An 18,895-nucleotide genomic window follows, 5' to 3' on the forward strand; every position below is an offset into this window, starting at 1 on the left:
GCATCGCAAAGTCTTATCCTGACAGGTTGCCGCGCAGGCGACAACTCAGGCGACGTGCTGCTGATAAACGCTGATGATTTCACCGGCAATCGCCACCGCAATCTCGGCGGGCAGCTTGCCTTTGACGTCCGGCAGGCCAATCGGACAGCGCAGACGCGCCAGCGGTTCGCTCGCGACGCCCTTGCCCGCCAGCCTGTAGCGGAAACGCTGGTTTTTCGTTTCAGAACCGATCACCCCGGCATAGCGGAAATCGCCGCGTTTCAGCACCGCCTCGCACAGTTCGAAGTCGAGGGGATGATGATGGGTCATGATGATGAAGTAGCTGCCTGCGGGTGCCTGTGCTACGCAGTCGAGCGGATCGTCCGGCTGCAGTGTCACTACGCCAGCAGGAATGTGGCTGAACTGCGCCGGACGGCTGTCGATCCAGTTTATGTGACAGGGTAACGTTGCCAGCAGATTGACCAGCGCCTGTCCCACATGGCCTGCGCCAAAAATGTAGATCTCCGGCTGCGCCTGCAGCAGCGGCTCAAACAGCAGCGTGGTTTTGCCGCCACAGCACTGGCCAAGCCGTGCGCCCAGGCTGAAATCCTCGGTGTGGGGCGCAGTCGCCCCGCTCTGCAACATCGCCCTGGCCTGGGCGATGCACTCAAATTCCAGATGCCCGCCACCGATGGTGAGAAAGCGCTCATGCTGCGTCACCACCATTTTGCTGCCGCTGTCGCGCGGCACTGAACCGTGCTCACTGAGCACGGTGATTAATACGCAGCTTTGGCGGTTTTCACGCAGCTGATGCAGCACGCCAATCCAGTCATGATAAATCATCAACCCCTCCCGTCAGGCGCTGCACGCCCCAGAAGATACGCTCCGGGGTAGCGGGCGCGTCCAGCAGCGGGTGTTGCCGGTAATCGGAGACGCTGGCGACCGCATCCTGCAGGGCGCACCAGGCAGCAATACCCAGCATAAACGGCGGTTCACCAACGGCCTTGGAGTGGAACACCGTGTCTTTAGGGTTTTTGCGGTTCTCCACCAGCGTGACCCGCAGGTCCGCCGGCACGTCGCTGATGGCAGGAATTTTGTAGCTCGCGGGGCCATCGGTCAGCAACTGCCCTTTATCACTCCACACCAGCTCTTCGCAGGTAAGCCAGCCGACGCCCTGCACAAAGCCACCTTCAACCTGGCCGATGTCGATAGCCGGATTCAGCGAGGCACCGACGTCATGCAGAATGTCGGCGCGCAACAGGCGGGATTCGCCGGTCAGAGTATCAATCACCACTTCACAACAGGCTGCACCGTAAGCGTAGTAATAGAACGGCGTCCCGCGACCCGCGACCCGGTCGTAATGAATCCCCGGCACGCGGTAGTAGCCGGTGGCGGAGAGCGGCACCTGATTCAGCCACGCCAGTTTTGCGACCTCGGCGAAGGTGTAATGTTTATCCCCGGCGCGCACAACCCCGTTGCGGAAGCTCACCGCCGACGCGTCGCACTGGTGTAGCTCGCAGAGCATGGCGGTCATGCGGTCGCGCAGGATCTCAGCACCATTCTGCGCCGCTTTGCCATTGAGGTCAGCCCCGCTGGAGGCCGCGGTTGGCGAGGTGTTGGGCACTTTGCCGGTGTCGGTGGCGGTGATCTGGATTTTGTCGATCTCAATCTGCAGCACTTCGGCGACAATCTGAATCACTTTGGTGTTCAGGCCCTGGCCCATCTCGGTGCCGCCGTGGTTAAGCTGCACCGTGCCGTCGGTGTAGATCAGGATCAGCGCCCCCGCCTGATTGAGAAAGCTGGAGGTAAAGGAGATGCCGAATTTTACCGGCGTCAGCGCCAGACCGCGTTTAAGCAGCGGACTACGGGCGTTAAATGCCTTAATCTCCGCACGGCGAGCCTGATAGTCGCTGCTCTGCTCCAGCTGTTCGGTAATCTCATCCAGCAGGTTATCCTCTACCTGCTGGTGGTAATGGGTGATGTTGCGATCCTGCTTGCCATAGTAGTTACGCTTGCGCAGCGCCAAAGGATCCAGCCCGCGCTCACGGGCGATGTGATCCATGATCTGTTCAATCGCTACCATGCCCTGCGGCCCGCCAAAACCCCGATAGGCGGTGTTTGAAGCGGTGTTAGTGCGGCAGCGATAGCCGGTTACCCGCGCATCCCCGAGGTAATAGGCGTTATCGGCGTGGAACATGGCACGATCGACAATCGATCCGCTAAGATCCAGCGAATAACCGCAGTTCCCGGCCAGATCGATTTTGATGCCGCACAGACGCCCATCCTCTTTAACGCCCGCTTCGTAGCGCACAAAGAACGGATGGCGTTTGCCGGTGACGCGCATATCGTCGCGGCGTGAAAGCCGCATCTTCGCCGCCCGGCCGGTCTGGCGCGCCACGATGGCGCAGAGACAGGCGACACCGGCCGCCTGCGTCTCTTTACCACCAAAGCCACCGCCCATCCGGCGCATATCTATCGTCACCTGATTCAGGCTGATGCCCATCACTTCCGCCACCAGTTTCTGCACTTCGGTGGGGTTCTGGGTTGAGGAGAAGACCTGCAACTGCTGATCTTCACCAGGAATGACCATGGCCGTCTGAGTTTCCAGATAGAAATGCTCCTGACCACCAATGTGAAACGCCCCGCTGACCCGGTGCGGCGCACGCGCGAGGGCCGCTTCCACATCACCGCGCTGGTGAATGTGAGGTTCCTGCACAAAGCTGCCCTGAGCCAGTGCCTGTTCCACATCCAGCAGCGGTTCCAGCACCTCATATTCAATTACCGCAGCGGCCGCACCAAGACGGGCAGCCTCGGGGGATTCCGCCGCTACCGCGATCACGATCTGTCCCAGGTACTCCACTTTGTCATGGGCCAGCAGCGGGTCGCCCGGCTCCAGCGGCCCGACATCATTGATACCCGGCACCTCTCGCCAGGTCAGGACGCTGACGACGCCGGGAACGGCATAACAGGGCTGCACATCAATATCCAGGATGCGCGCATGAGCATACTCACTCAGGCGCGGACAGAGATGCAATAAACCCGGCAGCTCCGGCTTGTCATCGATAAAACGCGCCTCGCCGGAGACATGTTTTTCCGCGCTTTCATGGCGGTTACTGCGACCGACGCCGCTCTGTAAATCAGCGGCATACTGCGCCTTAATGACCGCTTCGTTGAGTTCAGGACGGTTATGAGACATAGCGGGCCACCTCGATACAGGTTATTTCGCCGTTGTGGCGATGCCAGTAGCGGCGCAGCAGGTTGCGCGCGACCTGCAGACGGTAGTCACTGCTGGCGCGGAAATCGGAGAGCGGCTGGAAGTCCTCTGCCAGCGCCGCGGCTGCACGTGACACCGTCACGGCATTCAGCGGCTGACCAATGAGAGCCTGTTCACAGTGACGGGCACGCTGTGGTGTGGCCGCCATGCCGCCAAAGGCGATGCGGGCACTGCCGACCACATCCTGTTCAATCTGCAGATTAAAGGCGGCGAACACGGCGGAGATATCATCGTCCAGCCGTTTGGACACTTTCCAGGCCACAAAATCAGGTGACACCGTCACCTTATCGATGCGAATGGCGCGAATAAACTCCCCTTTTTCGAGCCGGGTCTGGCGATAGCCGGTAAAGAACTGATCCAGCGGCAGGCTGCGCTGCTGCTCACCGCGCTGTAACAACAGGCTGGCGTTCAGGGCCAGCAGCACCGGCGAGGCGTCGCCAATGGGGGAAGCGTTACCGATGTTGCCGCCTAATGTGCCCTGCAGACGGATTTGCAGCGAGGCAAAGCGTTGCAGCATCTCGCTGACGCCGGGAATGCGGCTGGCAAGAAATTCGCTGACCTGCTGCAGCGAAGCCCCTGCGCCCAGCAGGTAGTGGTCATCAAATTCGCTGCAGACTTTGAGCGCGGCAACCTGCTCCAGCGCAATCAGCAACGGTATTCTTTTATGCTGCTGGGTAATCTGCAGGCTGAGATCGGTGCCACCGGCAATCAGCCTCGCCTCGGGATGTGCCAGATAGATTGCCGCCAGCTGAGCCGGGGTTTTTGGCAGGAAGCAGCGGCGTCCCTCACCTCCTGATTCCTGCATCTCCGGGGTTGCCAGCGCCTCAAGCCGCTGCACGGTTGCGGCGGCACCCTGATCGAACTGGTCTGTCACCGGCTGCGAGCAGAGCTGTTCAGCGGCCGCCATAATCGGCCGGTAGCCGGTGCAGCGGCAGAGGTTGCCTGCCAGCGCAGTTTCTGCCTGATGGCGATCCCAGCCCGAAGCGCTTTTTTGCAGGCTGAACAGCGACATCACAAAGCCTGGCGTGCAGAATCCGCATTGCGAACCGTGGCAGTCGACCATCGCCTGCTGCGCCGGATGCAGTGCGCGGCCGTGACGCAGATCCTCAACCGTGATCAGCTGCTTACCCTGTAACGCGGAGACCAGCGTCAGGCAGCTGTTGACCGTTTCATACTGCATCGTTCCCCCGACGGCTTTGCCCAGGGTCACGCTGCAGGCGCCACAGTCGCCAGATGCACATCCCTCTTTAGTGCCAGGGCGCTGCTGGCGGGTGCGCAGGTAGTTGAGCACCGTGAGGTTGGGGTCGAGCGTGTCCTCGCTGACCAGCTGGTTGTTTAACAGAAACTGGATCATGCGGCTTGCTCCTGTGCGTCGCGCTGCCAGACCGGACGACCGGCTACCCAGGTCTGGGCAATATTGCGGTCGTCGCCGAGCGTCATTAATACAAACAGTTTTTCCCAGATATCTTTACTGTTGCCGATGCGCAGTTGCTGCAGGGCAGAAACCGCCGGGTCCAGCACCACAAAATCCGCTTCTTTACCGATGTTGAAATTTCCGATCACGTGGTCAAGATCCAGCGCACGCGCCCCACCCAGCGTGGCGTGATAAAAGGCTTCGGCCGCGCTGAGCCGGTAGTGCTGCAGCTGGCCCACCTTGTAGGCTTCGCCCAGGGTCTGCAGCATATTAAAGGTTGTGCCCGCACCGACATCGGTGCCGATCCCCACTTTTACTCCCTGCTGCCAGCTGCGTTTCAGGTTAAACAGGCCGCTGCCGAGAAACAGGTTTGAGGTGGGACAGAAAGCAATGGACGAATCGGTATCGTGCAGACACTGCCATTCGTTCTCTTCCAGATGCAGACAGTGAGCAAAGACGCTGCGCCGGCCAGTCAGTTGGTGATGATGATAAACATCCAGATAGCCTTCACGCTCCGGGAACAGTTCTTTGACCCAGGCGACCTCCTGCGGGTTTTCGCTGAGATGGGTATGCAGCCAGGTATCCGGGAACTCCTGACGCAGCTGCTGCACTTTTTCCAGCAGCTGTGGTGATGAGGTCGGCGCGAAGCGCGGCGTCAGCGCGTAGCTCAGCCGTCCACGCTGGTGCCAGCGCTCAATCAGCGCCCGCGTCTGCTGGTAGCTCTGTTCCGGCGTTTCGGTCAGGTTGTCGGGCGCATTGCGATCCATCATCACTTTCCCGGCAATCAGCCGCATGTTCAGCGCTTCGGCGGCGCTGAACAGCGCCTCCACCGATTGCGGATGGACGGTGCCAAACACCAGCGCGCTGGTGGTGCCGTTGGAAAGCAGCTGATGCAGGAAAAAAGCGGACATGCGCGCAGCATGGTCGGGACAGTGATACTGCGCCTCAACCGGGAACGTGTAGTGATTAAGCCACTCCAGCAACTGCTCGCCAAAAGCGCCAATCATCTCTGTCTGCGGATAGTGAATGTGGGTATCGACAAAGCCCGGCACGATCAGTTTGCCGCGCAGGTCGATGACCGGATGTCCCGCCAGTATCGCCTCGCTATTCTCCCAGCTATCCAGCCCCACTACGCATCCATCACGCAGCAGCAGCACCGCATCCTCAAGATAGCGGGCCTGGCCGGCCAGGTCGTCGGGACGATCCACCACGCCGGTAAAGTCAAAGAAGCTGGCGCGTATCGCCGTGTCGGTTGCTGAAAGCATGGGTAGTCCTTTCTGAAAGCGCGATTTTATATCTGCAGAGGGTTATCTGAATAATTCTTTGCAACCTGCGTGCCAGAATTGAAATAGGACAAATTCCTTAAATATCAGTTGAATAAGTCAAAAAAAGGAGTTTGCGCAACAAAAATGGCCTCAGCTTGCTTAGCAACCGTTTGCGGAGCAAATGCAAACGGTTGCTACTCAATATTGCGCACCCTGCTCATTTTGAGTATGGCGGGTTAGCCGCCAGCCTGCCCTTTAACGGTGCAATCCGCTCCGAAAAGGCGCAGACGGATTCCCTTTAAAATCCGTTTACAGGTCTGGCCGCTTTTCCACGCGCAGAAGCGGAAATGAAATGCTATGGTGAAGCCATCGACTCTGAAAATGGCATAAGGAACAGTGAGATGATTATTTTTGTCACCGGTGCAACCGCCGGTTTTGGTCAAAGCATCACCCGCCGCTTTATTGAGAATGGTCACAAAGTGATTGCCACTGGACGACGGTCCGAACGTTTAAAAGCGTTGAAGGAAGAGCTGGGCGAGAATGTCTATACGGTACAACTCGATGTACGTAACCGTGCCGCCATTGAAGAGGCTGTAGCGCAGTTGCCGGCGGAATGGCGCAATATCGACGTGCTGGTTAACAACGCTGGTCTGGCGCTGGGCGTCGAGCCTGCGCACAAGGCCAATGTTGACGACTGGGAAAACATGATCGACACCAATACCAAAGGGCTGGTCTATATGACCCGCGCCCTGCTGCCTCAGATGGTGGAGCGTGATGTGGGTCATATCATTAACATCGGATCGATTGCCGGTAGCTGGCCGTATGCCGGCGGCAACGTCTATGGTGCCACCAAAGCTTTTGTGCGCCAGTTCAGTCTGAATCTGCGCACCGATTTACACGGCACCGCGCTGCGCGTGACCGACATTGAACCCGGTCTGGTCGGCGGAACCGAGTTTTCCAACGTACGCTTTAAGGGCGATGATGACAAAGCAGGTCAGGTCTATGAAGGCGCGACCGCCCTAACGCCGGAAGATGTGACAGAAGCCGTATACTGGGTGGCCACACTGCCTAAGCATGTCAACATCAATAGCCTTGAGATGATGCCGGTCAGCCAGACCCTGGCGGGGCTGAAAGTGCATAAACCTTAAATCCCTGCAGCGCCAGCCCTCACGGCTGGCGTTACCCGCGTCCCCAGCCCATGACGATGATTAGCATGCCGCTGAACGCGATCAGTGCCCCGCTCCAGTCCCACGCACTCAACTTCACGCCATCCACCACCCGCAACCAGAGCAGCGCGGTAAGCACATAGACGCCACCGTAGGCGGCATAAACCCGTCCGCTGGCTGCGGGATGCAGCGTCAGCAGCCAGACAAACAGCGCCAGACTGGCTGCCGCAGGGAGGAGCAACCACGCTGAGCCGCCTTTTTTCAGCCATAACCACGGCAGAAAGCAGCCAGTGATCTCCGCCAGCGCGGTAATAAAAAACAGCAAGGCGGTTTTAATCAGCATCCTTACCTCTCCTTAACGTAAACAAACGACTCACTGCTGGTGAGCAAAGAAACGGCGATGATATACTAAGAGCCAGGCCCATCAGGCTGTTTTATTTGTCCGTCTGAACCCGGGCAGTGCTCGCCATCCTCACGTACACCAGGTACGCGTCGGTTGTTATGCGCTGTCTGTATCCGGACTGTCGGCCTCAATGACGCCTGATGAGCCAGGCTCTAAGCATGCCCGCTGCAACCGCTGTCGCGGATGGCGATGTTTGCGTTAACTAAAGGATAGTGTGATGAAAAAAATGATCCCTGCCGTGCTGATGGTTCTCCTCTCCACTGCGGCATTCACTGCCACTGCGAATACTAATCGTCTGATTATCGAAGATGGCAGTTCCGCGCTGAGCAATGAAGCGGCGCGCCAGGATAAAGAGCAATGGAATGACACGCGCATGCTGCGCAATAAAGTGAACACCCGCGTCGAAAAAGAGTTCGATAAAACCGATCGCGCGTTTGATACCCGCGACAAGTGCGAGCAGAGCCTCAATCTTAACGCCTACTGGGAGCCCAACACCCTGCGTTGTCTGGATCGCCGTTCCGGTCGCCCGGTAGCGCCGTAAATTTGAGCTATAGTAATGACGGACGACTAACATAAGGAAGACGTGATGAAGCTACAGAGGGTTTTGTTAAGCGCGGCGTTATTTGCCCTGCCGCTGATGGCGCAGGCATCCTGTGAATCGGTAAAAACCGAAATCAGCCAGAAAATTATTCAGAACGGTGTGCCTGAGTCGGGTTTTAGTCTCGACATCGTCGCCAACGATCAGGTTGATCAGGCGGGGGGTCAGGTCGTCGGACATTGTGAGAACGACACACAAAAGATTGTTTATAAACGCTCAGGCAGTGACAACGAAGCCAGCGTACCTGCCAGTGCTGGCAGTTCGCAGGACTCACCTGCCCAGTAGTACTCTTCAAATCAGGGCGACATCCTGTCGCCCTGCCTGCTAGTCCGCCTGTTCCGGCCGCTGACGCGGCATCATCCATGCCATACCCACCGCAAACAGCGCAATCACCAGTGCCACCACGAACACCCAGTGCAGTGATGCGGCAATCGCCGCGACCATCTGCTGCAGGGTTTCCGGCTGCAGCTGCTGGCGACCGGGTTCGGACATAATCTGTTGCACCGGATCCTGTACCTGCGGCAGACGCCACTGCAGATTAAGATTCAGCACCGCGCCCATGATCGCCGTACCGACGGCCGACCCGATCATCCGGCTGAACATGATTGAGGCGGTACAGATGCCGCGAATCTGGTAGTCCGCCTGATTTTGCACAGAAACCAGGAACGTGGTGCTGGTCATTCCCATGCCGGTACCGATCAGAAACGCCGTGAAGCCTGCCTGATAGAGTGAGCTTCCGGGCTGTAAAAACAGCAGCAAGGCACTGCCGGTCACCAGCAACAGCGCCCCGAGCTGGGCGGTGAAGCGGTAGGAGGTGTGCAGCATCAGTCTGCCGCTGAGGGTGCTGGCCAATGGCCAGCCAATCGACATCATCGCCAGCACACTGCCCGCCTGCAACGGTGAACCGCCGCTGATCCCCTGAATCCAGGTGGGCAGAAACGCACTGATGCCCATCATGGCCGCCCCGATGATCAGGTTACCCGCATTGCCCGCCACGATAAGCCGGCTGCGCCAGATCACCAGCGGAAACAGCGGTGCCGCTGAATGCTGCTCATGGCGCTTTAGCTGCCAGCCGGCGAACAGTGAGAAGAGCAGAAATGGCACCAGCCAGACGCCCAGCGGTTCCGCCTGCAACAGCGCAATCAGTAAGGCCGTCACGCAGAGCATCAGCCAGCCGCTGCCCGCGAGGTTAAGGGGTTGCGATTTCTCCTCCTTCTGGTGCGCCGGTAACCAGCGCCACAGCATCAGCATGCTGATCAGACCTATCGGCAGATTGACCCAGAAGATCACCGACCAGCTAAAGTGCTGCACCAGCCATGCACCGGTCAGCGGCCCCACTATCGCCGCTACCCCCCAGACGCTGGAGAGCCAGCCCTGCACACTGGCGCGTTCGCGCGGCGAATAGATATCCGCCACGATGGTGGAGCTGAGCGGCATAATCGCACCGGCCCCCAGGCCCTGAAACGCCCGGAACAGGATTAGCCAGGTCATGGTATGGGCAAAGCCACACAGCACCGATCCCACAAGGAAAATTGAGGTGCCGACAAAAAACATCGTTTTGCGACCCACCATATCTGCCAGCCGCCCATAGAGCGGTACGCTGACCGCCTGAGTCAGCAGATAGATGGAGAAGACCCAGCCAAACTGCGAAAAACCGCCAAGATCAGCAATGATGGTGGGCATCGCGGTGGCCACAATAGTGACTTCAATGGCCGCCATAAACATCGCCAGCATACAGGCGATTAAGATCCAGTGGCGGTGTCCGGTCTGGAGTTGTGCGCTTTCAGTCATAGGGTTCCTTTTTTATCTGCAAGGCTAGCTGAAAAACAGACAATGCAGTTTCCCACGTGTGCGCATTTTCTGCGCCCTGTGTGACAGTGTCACCATAAGTCGATGAAAATTTTTTATTGTCGCATGAGCCCAGCGATTACGCGGCTTTAACACCATTTTAACCTGTTTCTATCTCTCTGATTTGTGGCTTAAAAACTGGCTTGTGACATAAAGGGCTGCTATAGCATTACACCATCTTATTCAGTATTCACTGAAAAAGAGTGGGTAAGCAGTCATTTTATCTACATTTTATCGCAGTTTCGGTATTGGGCGCGGCGGCAGTTTTTGCCGTACCTGTCGGGCTGTTTATAGTGGTTATAACAATTGAGATCGTCATCAGGGAGAATCTCCTATGCAAAATGCTTCACTGGCCCAGCGTGCCGGTCTGGCACTGCTTGCAGTGGTTGCGGTGATCGCGGTGCTGATTTGGGGCTTAGGCTGGGACCAACTGGTCGCACGTAAAGTCGATCTGCTCTATCTTGGGCAGCAACACCTCTTCTTAGTTTTCTGGTCAATGTTATTCGCCCTGCTGGTCGGTATTCCCAGTGGCATTCTGCTCAGCCGCCCGTTTGCGCGTCGCTGGGCCGAGTACGTGATGCAGATTTTCAATATCGGTAACACCCTGCCACCGCTGGCGGTACTCGCCCTGGCGATGGTCATTATCGGCATTGGCGACCGTCCGGCGCTGATTGCGCTGTTTCTGGCTTCGCTGTTGCCTATCGTCCGCAACACTTTCTCCGGTCTGAGTGCGGTTCCTCCGTCGCTGATTGAGGCGGCCAACGGCATCGGTATGACCAAATGGCAACGTCTGCGTCAGGTTGAGCTGCCGAACGCCATGCCCGTTATTCTCTCTGGCGTGCGCATCGCCACTGCCATCAATGTTGGCACCGCCCCGCTGGCCTTCCTGATTGGTGCCAGCAGCTTTGGCGAGCTGATCTTTCCGGGTATCTATCTGAATGACTTTCCGACGTTGATCCTCGGTGCCGTCGCCACCGCACTGGTCGCACTGGTACTCGATATGATGCTGGCCGCGCTGGGCCGCTTTCTGAGTCCGCACGCTGCGGCCTGACCACAAGGAGCTTTGCAATGCTAACGCGTTGGATTAAGAAAAGTGTTGTCGCGCTGACCGCGACGCTGCTGCTAAGCCAGACGGCACAGGCTGCTGCACCGCTGGCGATGGCGACCAAAAGTTTTACCGAGCAGCATATCCTGTCAGCAATGACGGTGATCTGGCTCCAGAAGAAAGGCTTCGAGGTGGTGCCTAAACGCAATATCGCCACCACTATTGGCCGCAACGCACTGCTGAATAAGCAGATTGATATGGTCTGGGAATATACCGGCACCTCATTGATCATCTTTAACCACATCAACCAGCCGATGTCTTCACAGCAGGCGTATGAGACAGTGAAAAAGCTGGATGCAAAACTGGGGCTGGTCTGGCTAAACCCGGCACCGATGAATAACACCTATGCCTTTGCCATGACCCGTGAACGGGCCGAAAAAGAGGGCATCAGCACCATGTCGCAGCTGGTTGCGAAGATTGAGCAGGTGCGTAAAACCGACCCGGATCATAACTGGCGACTGGGTCTGGACCTGGAGTTCTCGGGTCGTTCAGACGGCATGAAGCCGCTGCAGAAAACCTACAACCTGACGCTGGATCGTCCGCAGATCCGCCAGATGGATCCGGGTTTGGTGTATAACGCGATTCGCGACGGATTCGTGGATGCCGGTCTGATCTACACCACCGATGGCCGGGTTAAGGGCTTCGACATGAAGGTGCTGGAGGATGATAAGCACTTCTTCCCGAGCTATAACGTGACGCCGGTCGTGCGTCAGGATGTGCTGGCGAGTCATCCGGGGCTGGATACTGCGCTTAATCAGCTTTCTGCGCAGATCACCGATGAGGCGATAACGGAGCTGAACAAGCGGGTCGATATCGATCATCAGTCACCGGAAACCGTGGCGCGTGATTTCCTTAAATCCAAAAACATGCTGTAAGGAGGCACTGTGGATACCCTTCACTACATCATGGATAACTGGAGCACCCTGCTCACCCTGAGCTGGCAACACAGCTGGCTGGTGCTGGTGGCGGTCGGACTGGCAATTGTGATTGGCGTGCCGCTTGGCATTCTGATCGTGCGTGTAAGATGGCTGGCAACGCCGATTCTCGGTATCGCCACTGTGGTGCTGACCATTCCAACGATTGCGCTGTTTGGTCTGATGATCCCGCTGTTTTCACTCATCGGTCAGGGCATTGGCGCACTGCCAGCGATTACCGCCGTATTCCTCTATTCGCTGCTGCCGATCGTGCGCAACACCCACACCGCGCTGGAAAATCTGCCGGACGGTCTGCGTGAAGCAGGTCGTGGTATCGGCATGACGTTCTGGCAGCGGTTACGCTGGGTTGAAATCCCGATGGCGCTGCCGGTGATCTTCGGTGGCATCCGTACCGCCGTGGTGATGAACGTTGGCGTCATGGCGATTGCCGCTGTGATTGGCGCGGGCGGTCTGGGCCAGCTTCTGCTCGATGGCATCAGCGGCAGTGATATTCGTATGTTGATTGCCGGGGCATTGATGATCTGTATGCTGGCTATTTTTCTTGACTGGCTGCTGCACCGTTTGCAGCAGGCGCTGACTCCAAAGGGGATTCGATAATGATTACGCTGGAAAACCTGACGAAAACCTTTACCCAGAAAAACGGCACCGCCAATAAAGCCGTCGATAACGTCAGCCTGCATGTGCCAGCCGGTGAGATGTGCGTGCTGCTGGGACCCTCGGGCTGCGGGAAAACCACCACGCTGAAGATGATTAACCGCCTGATTCCCGCCACCAGTGGCCGGATCCTGATTAATGGCGAAGATACCAGCACGCAGGACACCACCACGCTGCGCCGCAACATTGGCTATGTTATCCAGCAGATTGGTCTGTTTCCCAACATGACCATTGAGGAAAACATTACCGTGGTACCGCGTATGCTGGGCTGGAATAAAAAACAGTGCCGCGAGCGGGCTACCGAGCTGATGAGCATGGTGGCGCTGGATCCGGCCAAATTCCTGCATCGCTATCCGCGTGAGATGTCCGGCGGTCAGCAGCAGCGTATCGGGGTGATTCGTGCCCTGGCGGCGGATCCACCGGTGCTGCTGATGGATGAGCCGTTTGGCGCCGTTGACCCGATTAACCGCGAAGTGATCCAGAACGAGTTTCTCGACATGCAGCGTCAGCTGAAAAAAACCGTGATGCTGGTGAGCCACGACATTGACGAGGCGCTAAAGCTCGGCGACCGCATTGCGGTATTTGGTCAGGGTAAAATCGTGCAGTGCGCCAGCCCGGATGAGCTGCTGGCAACTCCTGCCAATGAGTTCGTCGGCTCGTTTGTGGGTCAGGACCGCACGCTTAAGCGCCTGTTACTGGTGCAGGCGGGCGATGTGACCGACCAGCAGCCGACCATCACCGTGCGCCGCTCTACTCCGCTGGAAGAAGCCTTTGGTACAATGGATGAGAACGATATGCGCTCGATTACCGTGGTCGATGAGGATGGCAAACCGCTGGGCTTCGTGAAGCGTCGCGAGGCGCGTAACGTCAGTGGCCGCTGTGAAGAGCGACTGCACACCTTTAAGGTTACCGGTAAAGCGGAAGAGAACCTGCGCGTGGTGCTGTCAAAACTCTATGAGCACAACACGGTCTGGATGCCGATTGTCGATGAAGAGGGTCGCTACAGCGGTGAGATTTCGCAGGATTATATTGCGGATTACCTCAGTTCTGGTCGTACCCGCCGTCGTCTGAATCCATAATTTCGTCACTTAAATGGGTCTTACAGGCCCATTAAAACAGCAGATATAAGCAGATTTACCCAAGCCTGGGTAAATCAGACAGCAATAAACAAGCTTAATGCGAAGGGAACCGGGTCAGAGGAGGAAAGCGTCCCGCGCCAGGACGGCGCGGGCCGAGCGTGCCACGGATGGCGGCTTTTGCGACTTTCCGATCTGACCCTGTTCCCTGAGCAGGCTCGATCTTAAAGCCAGTCAGGCCAAAGCTGATTAACATTCTCAAACAATCGCATTAGCCTTGTAATCTGTTATTAAAGCATTCGCTGAATGAGCACCGCCCTCCGCAAAGACGCAAAATCCGCCAACCGCCGCTAGCTCAGCGCGTGCTATTACGCGCCTGATCCCAGTGGTGCGTCCTTAGCCGGGCCAACGGTTTGCGTTGTTCAAAACACTCCCGCCCTTTTTGTCCCTGGCCCGCGATGCTTTGCTACAGGCGTATGCTTCCATCGCTTTAAATTTCTGAGCCGGCTGTCAGAACTACTTCAGCCCATGTGCGTTATTCAGCTTTCAGTCAGCGTTTCCGCCTCCACCTCTTCCACCACAGGCGCCTCGTCTGGCAGCACCATGTTCAGCACAATCGCCAGAATACCGCCGGTCGTCACCGCATGACCAAACAGACTGTTAATCAGCGGCGGGAACTGCTTCAGCACATCCGGCACCGCCTCCACACCCAGACCAATACCAAAAGCGATCGCCACAATCAGCATCTCGCGGCGACCCAGCGGCGTCTGGGTCATCACCCGGATGCCCGCGGCAACCACGCTGCCAAACATCACAATTGTCGCCCCGCCCAGCACCGGCGGCGGGATCTGCTGCAACAGGGAGCCAATAAAGGGAAAGAGCCCCAGCAGCGCCAGCATGATTCCCAGCAGCATACCAACGTAACGGCTGGCGACGCCGGTCATCTGGATAACGCCATTGTTCTGCGCAAACGTGGTGTTGGGAAAGGCGGAGAAGACCGCTGCCAGTACACAGCTCAGCCCGTCGGCGACAATGCCCCCCTGCAGCCGCTGCTGAAAAGGTTTGCCGGTGATCGGCTGCTGTGAAATCAGGCAGTTAGCAGTAAGGTCGCCGACGGCTTCAATTACCGCAATCACTGACACCAGCGCGATCGGCAGGAAAATGGTCCAATCAAAGGCAAAACCAAACCGGAAGAACGCGGGCAGCACCAGCCAGTTGCTTCCCGGCGCAACATTAAGTTGCAGATGACCGGTCAAGGCCGCGGCAACGCATCCCACCGCGATTCCGGCCACCACCGCCACCAGCCGCGCCCAGCGATTTCGCGAACGGTTCAGCGCCACGATCACCAGCAACGTCAGCGCCCCCAGCGCCAGATTTCCCGGCGCGCCAAAATCTGTGGCGTTGTGCCCGCCCGCCCAGTCGGTAATGCTGACTTTTATCAGGCTGATGCCAATCAGGGTGATCACCGTGCCGGTCACCACCGGCGTCAGCACTTTGCGCAGCGAGCCGACACAGCGGCTAATCAGAATCGGAATCAGCGCCGCCACCAGATTGCAGCCAAACAGCATCGCCATAATCTCTTCCGGCGAACCACCGCGCCCTTTCACCATCAGACCACCAGACAGGATCACGCCCAGAAACGCAAAGCTGGTGCCCTGCAGACAGATCATGCCTGCCCCGATGCCATAAAAGCGTCTGGCCTGCATAAACGTGCCTAAGCCGGAAACGAATAATGACATGCTGATCAGATAAGGAATATAGGCCTGCAATCCCAGAACGGAGCCAATAATCAGCGGTGGCGTGATGATGCCCACCACGCTGGCCAGCAGATGTTGCAGGGCGGCGAAAAACGCCGGGGCGGGACCAATGCGGGCTTCAAGCCCATATAACAAACCTTTCTCGTGTGAGTGCGACATGATGGGGCTCCGGCTCAGTGTGATAAGCGGAGTTAATGCATTTTCTGCGCCATGACGCCGCGATTTGGCCTTATCAGAGCCAGGTCTTTCAATTATAAATGGAAATAGTTGCAGACAGCCGGTAACCAGCCTGAAACTTTAGGCTCATTACCGACTCGGATGACTTAGTTTGTTTCATAATCAGGCGATCTTTGCACTCACAGCGTGCAGACTGTTCTGCTCAAGTAAGGAAATATCAATCCAGGACGTGAGGTCGCGCTGTTCAGCACGCGGCAGGTAAGGCAGTTCGCCCAGCAGCGGTGCCCCAATTTTTTCGCGCAGGATCTCGATAATGTCGCTGTATTGCGCCAGTCCCGGATTGATACGATTGGCTACCCAGCCCACCAGTGGCAGTCCATCCTGCGCTATCGCCTCTGCTGTTAACAGGGCATGACTGATACAACCCGACTGGATGCCGACCACCAGTACCACCGGCAGTTGCTGCTCAACGACCCAGCAGGAGAGCGGACGTCCGTCGTTCATCAGGCTGCGCCAGCCGCCAGTGCCCTCCACGACCACGCGATCGGCCTGCTGAGTCAGGCTGTTTAAGCCCTGCGTCAGCAAGGCATAATCAATGATCTGGCTCGGATGGGTGCAGATCTCCTCTTCCTGAAAGGCCAGCGGATTGATCGCCTGATAGGGTAAGTCGATGGATGAAGCGCTTTGCAGAACCTGTGCATCTTTGTTACGCAGGCCGTCAGCGGTTTTGACCGCACAGCGCGCGACGGGCTTGTACCCGACGGCACTGAGCCTGGCCTGGATAAAACTTTGTAACAGGGCCCGTGACACCACCGTTTTGCCCACTGCGGTGTCAGTGCCGGTAACAAATAGTCTGTTCACTCAACTTCTCCTCTCGAACCGTTGCGGTTAATCGGTGATTAACCTTGCTGCGAACCGGCATTTTAAGGAATAGAGGATGAGAACGGATTGCGTTAGCGCAAGATTAGGCCTGCTTAACCTTGCAACAGTTTCACTAACAGATGTCCGTTATAGAGCGCATCTTTGATCAACGCTGCGCCGCCTAACGTTCCCGGCTCGCTAAATTCGGTAGGTGCCAGCTGGATAGTCGCGCTGTAGGCCGGGAGTGATTGCTGCAAAATGGTGTTGCTCACGGCCGGAAACAGCACATCCGCGGCGGCATTCAGAGGGGAACCGATAAGAATATGTTGAGGATTGAAGATATTGACCATCATCGCCAGAATCCGGCCAACGTGATGACCCACGCTGGCGATAGTGTCGCGCGCCAGACGGTCGCCAGACTGCGCAGCCGCGCACAGCGACTCCAGCGTCAGCGGCTGATTATTGAGCAGGCTGTCGGGCTGGGCAGGCAGACGCTGCGCCGCCAGCGCCAGCAGACTGCCGGTGCTGGCCACCGTTTCCAGACAGCCATGATTACCGCAGTAGCATTGCTGACCATACGGGTCGATCTGAGTATGTCCGATCTCGACCAGCGCCCTGCCACTTTTATGCAGCAGCTGACCGCCACTGATCACCCCGGCGCCCACGGTTTCATCAATCACAATCTGAATCACATCCTGCGCCCCACGTGAGGCACCAAACAGCGACTCCGCCAGCGTCCAGGCTGAAATATCGTGCTGCACAAACACCGGTAAGCCGGTTCGCGCTGCCAGCGCATCCCCCAGCGGCATATCGCGTACCTGATAACCCGGTAGCCGGTGCACCACACCTGACGCGGCGTTGATCAGTCCTGGCAATGTAATGGCAATGGCTGTGAGACGTTCCAGCTTCTTCTGATGACGAATAAAGAAGGCATCAACCTGTTCAATCAGCGCGGTAAGCAACGGCTGCGCAGACTCATCAGGCAGCGGCAGACTCTCTTCCACCAGTCCCCGACTGCTGAGATCGCGCAGCGTGAACGTCATGGCACCACGATGCAGACGAATGGCCAGATAGTGCCAGGCGTCGGTATCCAGTATCAGGCCAATCGCCGGACGACCACGACTGCCGGGATCCTGAAACTCGGTCTCCTGCACTAAATGCGCGTCCAGCATTTCACGCACAATTTTGGTAATGCTGGCCGGGGCGAGCTGAGCACGGCGGGAAAGTTCGATACGCGAAATGGGACCATAGCGGTCAATTAAACGATATACGACACCTGCATTAGTCTGCTTGATCTGGTCAATGTGGCCAGGTTGACTGTCCGGATTCACAACCCTGCTCCCGGTTATTTTCGCGCTTCTAAATAAACATGCACCATGGTGAGCCAGATCCGGCGACAGCGTCAAATATTTGATTAGAAATGTGATTTATCGCACAGATTGATACGGTGTTGTCCGCGCTTCAGGGCCGGTTTTCACGCAGTAACGCCATCATGTTCTCCATCTGCGCATTTATTTCGCGTCCGGCTGACCAGACCAGCCACAGCTCTGAAACGGCATCCTCTTCCATTAATGGCAACCAGACCAGATCGGCCAGCCGCGCCCGACGAAAGGAGGCAGGCAGGATGGAGACGCCTAACCCGGTTGCCACCAGCCCCAGTATGGTCATCGCCTCACCCACTTCCTGCGTAATAAAGGGCTTGATGTGGTAGCGGTGCAGCAGCGCAAGAATATCGCTATAGAGCGCGGTTCCGCCCTGAGGATCAAAAAAGACAAAGGGTTCCGCCGCAAGGGCAGTGACAGAGATTTTTTCGGCGTCAGCCAGCGGATGCGCCTTATGCACCACGGCATAAAGCGGCTCACTCAGCAGCAGCTGATGACGCAGATCGGCGGGCAGCGGCGTGTTGCGCATTACGCCAAGATCGAGCCGTCCATCATGAAGCGGTGCCAGTTGCTGGCGGGTATTAATCTCCTGCATCTGAATATGTACCTGCGGCCAGCGCTGACGAAACCGAAATAACGCGTCAGAGACCACGGCAGTAAACGGGGCCGAGGAGGTAAAACCAATCCGCAGCTCCCCCTCTTCACCACGATGCAGCCGGGCGGCGCGATCGGCCGCCTGCTCAACCTGCAACAGAATCGCGCGGGCGTCACTCAGCATTTGCTGTCCGGCAGCGGTAAGCTGCACGCTGCGGTTAGTACGATTGAACAGCCTTGCGCCCGTTTCTGTTTCCAGTTGAATAATCTGCTGGCTGAGCGGTGGCTGAGAAATGTTCAGACGCTGGGCCGCTCGCCCGAAATGTAACTCTTCCGCCACCGCAACAAAGTAGCGCAGGTGACGCAGTTCGATATTCATATCTTAAACGTCTCATTTGAGATTATTA

The 18,895-nt window shown here is 57.4% G+C and carries 17 protein-coding genes; 7 read left to right on the plus strand and 10 right to left on the minus strand.

All coding sequences use genetic code 11. From position 1 onward, the window contains the following. Nucleotides 1–45: 45 nt before the first annotated feature. Genes xdhC through guaD form a run of 4 tightly spaced genes read right to left on the minus strand, consistent with a single transcriptional unit; the run spans nt 46 to nt 5,932 of the window. Nucleotides 46–822, minus strand: a complete 777-nt coding sequence (gene xdhC, locus AC0T7J_RS01825) for a xanthine dehydrogenase accessory protein XdhC (RefSeq protein ID WP_473791746.1) — start codon at nt 820–822, stop codon at nt 46–48. Next, nucleotides 809–3,175 (minus strand): xanthine dehydrogenase molybdopterin binding subunit, encoded by a 2,367-nt coding sequence (gene xdhB, locus AC0T7J_RS01830; protein WP_473791748.1) that lies wholly within the window; start codon nt 3,173–3,175, stop codon nt 809–811. Before xdhB ends, xdhC begins: the two co-directional genes overlap by 14 nt. Then, entirely contained in the window at nt 3,165–4,607 is a 1,443-nt protein-coding gene (gene xdhA / locus AC0T7J_RS01835; RefSeq protein WP_473791749.1) for a xanthine dehydrogenase small subunit, read from the minus strand. Before xdhA ends, xdhB begins: the two co-directional genes overlap by 11 nt. After that, complete coding sequence (gene guaD, locus AC0T7J_RS01840) at nt 4,604–5,932, minus strand: guanine deaminase (protein WP_473791751.1); 1,329 nt, start codon at nt 5,930–5,932, stop codon at nt 4,604–4,606. The genes xdhA and guaD overlap by 4 nt, the downstream gene beginning before the upstream one ends. A gap of 401 nt (nt 5,933–6,333) precedes the next feature. On the opposite strand from guaD, the gene ydfG reads away from it, so the two are divergent. Continuing rightward, nucleotides 6,334–7,080 carry a bifunctional NADP-dependent 3-hydroxy acid dehydrogenase/3-hydroxypropionate dehydrogenase YdfG gene (gene ydfG / locus AC0T7J_RS01845; RefSeq protein WP_473791753.1) on the plus strand — a complete coding sequence of 249 codons (747 nt, stop codon included), beginning with the start codon at nt 6,334–6,336 and terminating at the stop codon, nt 7,078–7,080. Nucleotides 7,081–7,111: 31 nt separating this feature from the next. Here ydfG and AC0T7J_RS01850 read toward each other — a convergent pair whose 3' ends face one another. Further along, the gene (locus AC0T7J_RS01850; protein ID WP_061063722.1) at nt 7,112–7,438 is read right to left on the minus strand and encodes a YnfA family protein; all 327 of its coding nucleotides are present in this window, start codon (nt 7,436–7,438) and stop codon (nt 7,112–7,114) included. 280 nt (nt 7,439–7,718) lie between these two features. Between AC0T7J_RS01850 and AC0T7J_RS01855 the strand changes: the two genes are divergently transcribed. Then, a complete protein-coding gene (locus tag AC0T7J_RS01855; RefSeq protein ID WP_010244816.1) occupies nt 7,719–8,042 on the plus strand; it encodes a DUF1283 family protein in 324 nt (107 codons plus the stop codon). Between the two features lie 45 nt (nt 8,043–8,087). Beyond that, nucleotides 8,088–8,384, plus strand: a complete 297-nt coding sequence (locus AC0T7J_RS01860) for a DUF1161 domain-containing protein (RefSeq protein WP_010244813.1) — start codon at nt 8,088–8,090, stop codon at nt 8,382–8,384. Between the two features lie 39 nt (nt 8,385–8,423). On the opposite strand, the gene AC0T7J_RS01865 is transcribed toward AC0T7J_RS01860, so the two are convergent. Beyond that, entirely contained in the window at nt 8,424–9,890 is a 1,467-nt protein-coding gene (locus tag AC0T7J_RS01865) for an MDR family MFS transporter (RefSeq protein ID WP_473791756.1), read from the minus strand. 391 nt (nt 9,891–10,281) lie between these two features. Between AC0T7J_RS01865 and osmY the strand changes: the two genes are divergently transcribed. The 4 genes from osmY to osmV are packed head-to-tail and all read left to right on the plus strand — an operon-like array spanning nt 10,282 to nt 13,720. Next, nucleotides 10,282–10,998, plus strand: coding sequence for an osmoprotectant ABC transporter permease OsmY (gene osmY, locus AC0T7J_RS01870; protein WP_473791758.1), 717 nt, complete (start codon nt 10,282–10,284; stop codon nt 10,996–10,998). A 17-nt stretch (nt 10,999–11,015) separates the two neighbouring features. Then, nucleotides 11,016–11,927, plus strand: a complete 912-nt coding sequence (locus AC0T7J_RS01875; RefSeq protein WP_473791760.1) for a glycine betaine ABC transporter substrate-binding protein — start codon at nt 11,016–11,018, stop codon at nt 11,925–11,927. Between the two features lie 9 nt (nt 11,928–11,936). Then, on the plus strand, nt 11,937–12,584 hold the full coding sequence (osmW, locus tag AC0T7J_RS01880) for an osmoprotectant ABC transporter permease OsmW (protein WP_473791762.1): 648 nt from the start codon (nt 11,937–11,939) through the stop codon (nt 12,582–12,584). Further along, a complete protein-coding gene (gene osmV, locus AC0T7J_RS01885; protein ID WP_473791764.1) occupies nt 12,584–13,720 on the plus strand; it encodes an osmoprotectant ABC transporter ATP-binding protein OsmV in 1,137 nt (378 codons plus the stop codon). The genes osmW and osmV overlap by 1 nt, the downstream gene beginning before the upstream one ends. Nucleotides 13,721–14,256: 536 nt before the next feature. Here osmV and AC0T7J_RS01890 read toward each other — a convergent pair. The 4 genes from AC0T7J_RS01890 to AC0T7J_RS01905 form a co-directional block, all read right to left on the minus strand. Further along, complete coding sequence (locus AC0T7J_RS01890; RefSeq protein WP_473791766.1) at nt 14,257–15,633, minus strand: nucleobase:cation symporter-2 family protein; 1,377 nt, start codon at nt 15,631–15,633, stop codon at nt 14,257–14,259. 180 nt (nt 15,634–15,813) lie between these two features. After that, complete coding sequence (bioD, locus tag AC0T7J_RS01895; protein ID WP_473791768.1) at nt 15,814–16,512, minus strand: dethiobiotin synthase; 699 nt, start codon at nt 16,510–16,512, stop codon at nt 15,814–15,816. Nucleotides 16,513–16,625: 113 nt separating this feature from the next. Then, complete coding sequence (gene mlc, locus AC0T7J_RS01900) at nt 16,626–17,843, minus strand: sugar metabolism global transcriptional regulator Mlc (RefSeq protein WP_473791770.1); 1,218 nt, start codon at nt 17,841–17,843, stop codon at nt 16,626–16,628. Between the two features lie 130 nt (nt 17,844–17,973). Continuing rightward, nucleotides 17,974–18,867 carry a LysR family transcriptional regulator gene (locus AC0T7J_RS01905; RefSeq protein ID WP_473791771.1) on the minus strand — a complete coding sequence of 298 codons (894 nt, stop codon included), beginning with the start codon at nt 18,865–18,867 and terminating at the stop codon, nt 17,974–17,976. Nucleotides 18,868–18,895: the final 28 nt, after the last annotated feature.

It is taken from the genome of Pantoea sp. E956-1, assembly GCF_982223955.1.